The organism is Flexivirga endophytica (assembly GCF_014640635.1).
Lineage (GTDB): Bacteria > Actinomycetota > Actinomycetes > Actinomycetales > Dermatophilaceae > Flexivirga > Flexivirga endophytica.
The window spans coordinates 1-5260 of the sequence record NZ_BMHI01000011.1 but is presented as its reverse complement, the minus strand read 5'-3'; the positions used below and the strand labels follow the sequence as shown (position 1 = coordinate 5260).

Here is a 5260-nt window from a genome sequence, read left to right as displayed (position 1 = left end):
TTCCGGGTTCGGGATGTGACCGGGCGTTTCCCACTTCGCTATAACCGCCGTAACCCTGTGAAACAAGGTCACTCATATTCACTTCACAACCCACCACCCAGGTGGTGGGATCATACCGTGATGGGTGTTGTTTCAGAATCGTATAGTGGACGCGACAAACACATAACTCTTAAAGAAAAAGTGTTGAGGTAAGTTATCGGCTTATTAGTACCGGTCAGCTCCACACATTACTGTGCTTCCACATCCGGCCTATCAACCCAGTAGTCTAGCTGGGAGCCTCACCAGGGTTAACCCCTGTTGGAAACCTCATCTTGAAGCGTGCTTCCCGCTTAGATGCTTTCAGCGGTTATCACTTCCGAACGTAGCTAATCAGCGGTGCACTTGGCAGTACAACTGACACACCAGTGGTTCGTCCATCCCGGTCCTCTCGTACTAGGGACAGGTCTTCTCAAGTTTCCTACGCGCGCAGCGGATAGGGACCGAACTGTCTCACGACGTTCTAAACCCAGCTCGCGTACCGCTTTAATGGGCGAACAGCCCAACCCTTGGGACCTACTCCAGCCCCAGGATGCGACGAGCCGACATCGAGGTGCCAAACCATGCCGTCGATATGAGCTCTTGGGCAAGATCAGCCTGTTATCCCCGGGGTACCTTTTATCCGTTGAGCGACGGCGCTTCCACAAGCCACCGTCGGGTCACTAGTCCCGACTTTCGTCTCTGCTCGACATGTCTGTCTCACAGTCAAGCTCCCTTGTGCACTTACACTCGAAACCTGATTACCAACCAGGCTGAGGGAACCTTTGGGCGCCTCCGTTACCCTTTGGGAGGCAACCGCCCCAGTTAAACTACCCACCAGGCACTGTCCCTGAACCAGATCATGGTCCGAAGTTAGGAGCCCAGAACGACCAGAGTGGTATTTCAACAATGACTCCACACACGCTGGCGCGTGCGCTTCACAGTCTCCCACCTATCCTACACAAGCCGCACCGAACACCAATACCAAGCTGTAGTAAAGGTCCCGGGGTCTTTCCGTCCTGCTGCGCGTAACGAGCATCTTTACTCGTAATGCAATTTCGCCGAGTTCATGGTTGAGACAGTGGAGAAGTCGTTACGCCATTCGTGCAGGTCGGAACTTACCCGACAAGGAATTTCGCTACCTTAGGATGGTTATAGTTACCACCGCCGTTTACTGGCGCTTAAGTTCTCAGCTTCACACCAAAGTGTTAACCGGTCCCCTTAACGTTCCAGCACCGGGCAGGCGTCAGTCCGTATACCTCGAATTACTTCTTCGCACGGACCTGTGTTTTTAGTAAACAGTCGCTTCTCCCTGGTCTCTGCGGCCCCCACCCCTAACCCGTACGGGTTTCAGGGCAGTAGGCCCCCCTTCTCCCGAAGTTACGGGGGCATTTTGCCGAATTCCTTAACCACGATTCACTCGATCGCCTTAGTATTCTCTACCTAACCACCTGAGTCGGTTTAGGGTACGGGCGGCTCGAACCTCGCTAGAAGTTTTTCTCGGCAGCATAGGATCACCCTACTTCCCACATTACGTGGTCACCATCACGCCTCAGCCTCATGACCAGCGGATTTACCTACCAGTCGGCTCGCACGCTTGGACGGGGACAACCATCGCCCCGCGGAGGCTACCTTCCTGCGTCACTCCATCGCTTACCTACTACAAGATCGGGTCCCACGCTCCCCACACACACATCACCCCGAAGGGATCAACATGGCGGTTCGGGTGGTTAGCATCCCCTGATTCGATATGGGCGGTCCTTCGCCGGTTCCGGAATATCAACCGGATGTCCATCGACTACGCCTGTCGGCCTCGCCTTAGGTCCCGACTTACCCAGGGCAGATTAGCTTGACCCTGGAACCCTTGGTTATTCGGCGGACGGGTTTCTCACCCGTCATTCGCTACTCATGCCTGCATTCTCACTCGTGTCACCTCCACCCCTGGCTCACGCCGGAACTTCTCTGGTGACACGACGCTCCCCTACCCAACCACACCCCTGAACAACAACAAGTTGCTGCTAGGGTCTTGTGTGATTGCCACAGCTTCGGTGGTGTGCTTGAGCCCCGCTACATTGTCGGCGCGGAATCACTTGACCAGTGAGCTATTACGCACTCTTTAAAGGGTGGCTGCTTCTAAGCCAACCTCCTGGTTGTCACAGCAACTCCACATCCTTTTCCACTTAGCACACGCTTAGGGACCTTAGCTGGTGATCTGGGCTGTTTCCCTCTCGACTACGAAGCTTATCCCCCGCAGTCTCACTGCCACGCTTCACTTACCGGCATTCGGAGTTTGGCTGACGTCAGTAACCTGGTGAGGCCCATCAGCCATCCAGTAGCTCTACCTCCGGCAAGAAACACGCAACGCTGCACCTAAATGCATTTCGGGGAGAACCAGCTATCACGGAGTTTGATTGGCCTTTCACCCCTACCCACAGCTCATCCCCTCCATTTTCAACTGAAGTGGGTTCGGTCCTCCACGACGTCTTACCGTCGCTTCAACCTGGCCATGGGTAGATCACTCCGCTTCGGGTCTAGACCCAGCGACTCTGACGCCCTATTCGGACTCGCTTTCGCTACGGCTTCCCCACACGGGTTAACCTCGCCACTGAGCACTAACTCGCAGGCTCATTCTTCAAAAGGCACGCCATCACCAGCCCACAGGCCAGCTCTGACGGATTGTAAGCGCATGGTTTCAGGTACTATTTCACTCCCCTCCCGGGGTACTTTTCACCTTTCCCTCACGGTACTAGTCCGCTATCGGTCATCAGGGAATATTTAGGCTTACCAGGTGGTCCTGGCAGATTCACACGAGATTTCTCGAGCCCCGTGCTACTTGGGTATCACATCAAACGCCGTGTTACGCATTTCGCCTACGGGACTTCCACCCTCTACGGTTCAGCACTCACCACTGATTCGACTACACGCACACCATCACGCCACCACACTGTCAGATGCGGTACGACACAAACCCACAACCCCATGACTGCAACCCCTGACAGGTATCACACAACCATGGTTTAGCCTGATCCGCTTTCGCTCGCCACTACTCACGGAATCACTATTGTTTTCTCTTCCTGTGGGTACTGAGATGTTTCACTTCCCCACGTTCCCTCCACGCACCCTATGAATTCAGGTACGGGTCACACCACATAACTGGTGCGGGGTTCCCCCATTCGGAAACCCTCGGATCACAGCCCGTTTATCGGCTCCCCGAGGCTTATCGCAGATTACTACGTCCTTCATCGGTTCCTGATGCCAAGGCATCCACCATGCGCCCTTAAAAACTTACACAAAAAACCAGTAAAATTCTTAAAAGCTACAGATGCTCGCGTCCACTATACAATTCTCAAACAACACACCAACACCACCACCAACAACCCATAACAGGCAGCCAATGACGGGCAGCACCAAGAAAACCACTACATCCCCCGCAACCGACACGATCACTCGATCGACGGCGGAAAATAAGTCGTTTTCTCAGGACCCAACAACGTGCCGACACCCACACACCACACACACGACACCGCTTTCCCCAGCACCACCAACCCCAAAAGGCCGGCAACCACTCGTACTCGCAGACGCCACACACGTGACACACGAACATTCTGATTGATGATCCACCCATGAGCCACCCCACTGCACATTCGACAGTGAAAGGTGTTAATGCTCCTTAGAAAGGAGGTGATCCAGCCGCACCTTCCGGTACGGCTACCTTGTTACGACTTAGTCCCAATCGCCAATCCCACCTTCGACGGCTCCCCCCACAAGGGTTGGGCCACCGGCTTCGGGTGTTACCGACTTTCGTGACTTGACGGGCGGTGTGTACAAGGCCCGGGAACGTATTCACCGCAGCGTTGCTGATCTGCGATTACTAGCGACTCCAACTTCATGGGGTCGAGTTGCAGACCCCAATCCGAACTGAGACCAGTTTTAAGGGATTCGCTCCACCTCACGGTATCGCAACCCTCTGTACCAGCCATTGTAGCATGCGTGAAGCCCAAGACATAAGGGGCATGATGATTTGACGTCATCCCCACCTTCCTCCGAGTTGACCCCGGCAGTCTCCCATGAGTCCCCACCATTACGTGCTGGCAACATGGAACGAGGGTTGCGCTCGTTGCGGGACTTAACCCAACATCTCACGACACGAGCTGACGACAACCATGCACCACCTGTACACCAGCCCGAAGGCTGCACCATCTCTGGCACATTCCGGTGTATGTCAAGCCTTGGTAAGGTTCTTCGCGTTGCATCGAATTAATCCGCATGCTCCGCCGCTTGTGCGGGCCCCCGTCAATTCCTTTGAGTTTTAGCCTTGCGGCCGTACTCCCCAGGCGGGGAACTTAATGCGTTAGCTACGGCACGGACCTCGTGGAATGAGGCCCACACCTAGTTCCCAACGTTTACGGCATGGACTACCAGGGTATCTAATCCTGTTCGCTCCCCATGCTTTCGCTTCTCAGCGTCAGTAGTGGCCCAGAGACCTGCCTTCGCCATCGGTGTTCCTCCTGATATCTGCGCATTTCACCGCTACACCAGGAATTCCAGTCTCCCCTACCACACTCTAGCCTGCCCGTACCCACCGCAGACCCAGGGTTAAGCCCTGGGCTTTCACGGCAGACGCGACAAACCGCCTACAAGCTCTTTACGCCCAATAATTCCGGACAACGCTCGCACCCTACGTATTACCGCGGCTGCTGGCACGTAGTTAGCCGGTGCTTCTTCTGCAGGTACCGTCACAAAAAGCTTCGTCCCTGCTGAAAGGAGTTTACAACCCGAAGGCCGTCATCCCCCACGCGGCGTCGCTGCATCAGGCTTCCGCCCATTGTGCAATATTCCCCACTGCTGCCTCCCGTAGGAGTCTGGGCCGTGTCTCAGTCCCAGTGTGGCCGGTCACCCTCTCAGGCCGGCTACCCGTCAAAGCCATGGTAGGCCACTACCCCACCATCAAGCTGATAGGCCGCGAGTCCATCCTCCACCACAAAAGCTTTCCACACACCACCATGCGACAATGTGTCATACCCGGTATTAGACCCCGTTTCCAAGGCTTATCCCAAAGTGAAGGGAAGGTTACTCACGTGTTACTCACCCGTTCGCCACTAATCCAAACCAGCAAGCTGGTCCTTCATCGTTCGACTTGCATGTGTTAAGCACGCCGCCAGCGTTCGTCCTGAGCCAGGATCAAACTCTCCAAAAAAGAATCCAAAACTGGCAAAAATCGATCAAGAGCAAAAAATGCTACAAA

Annotated in this window: 2 rRNA genes; both read right to left on the bottom strand. The window is 54.8% G+C overall.

The features are described 5' to 3' along the window. Positions 1-184 precede the first annotated feature (184 nt). Positions 185-3306, bottom strand: a 23S ribosomal RNA gene (locus tag IEX71_RS22300). A 383-nt stretch (positions 3307-3689) separates the two neighbouring features. Beyond that, a 16S ribosomal RNA gene (locus tag IEX71_RS22295) occupies positions 3690-5212 on the bottom strand. The 16S and 23S rRNA genes sit together here, the layout of an rRNA operon. Positions 5213-5260: the final 48 nt, after the last annotated feature.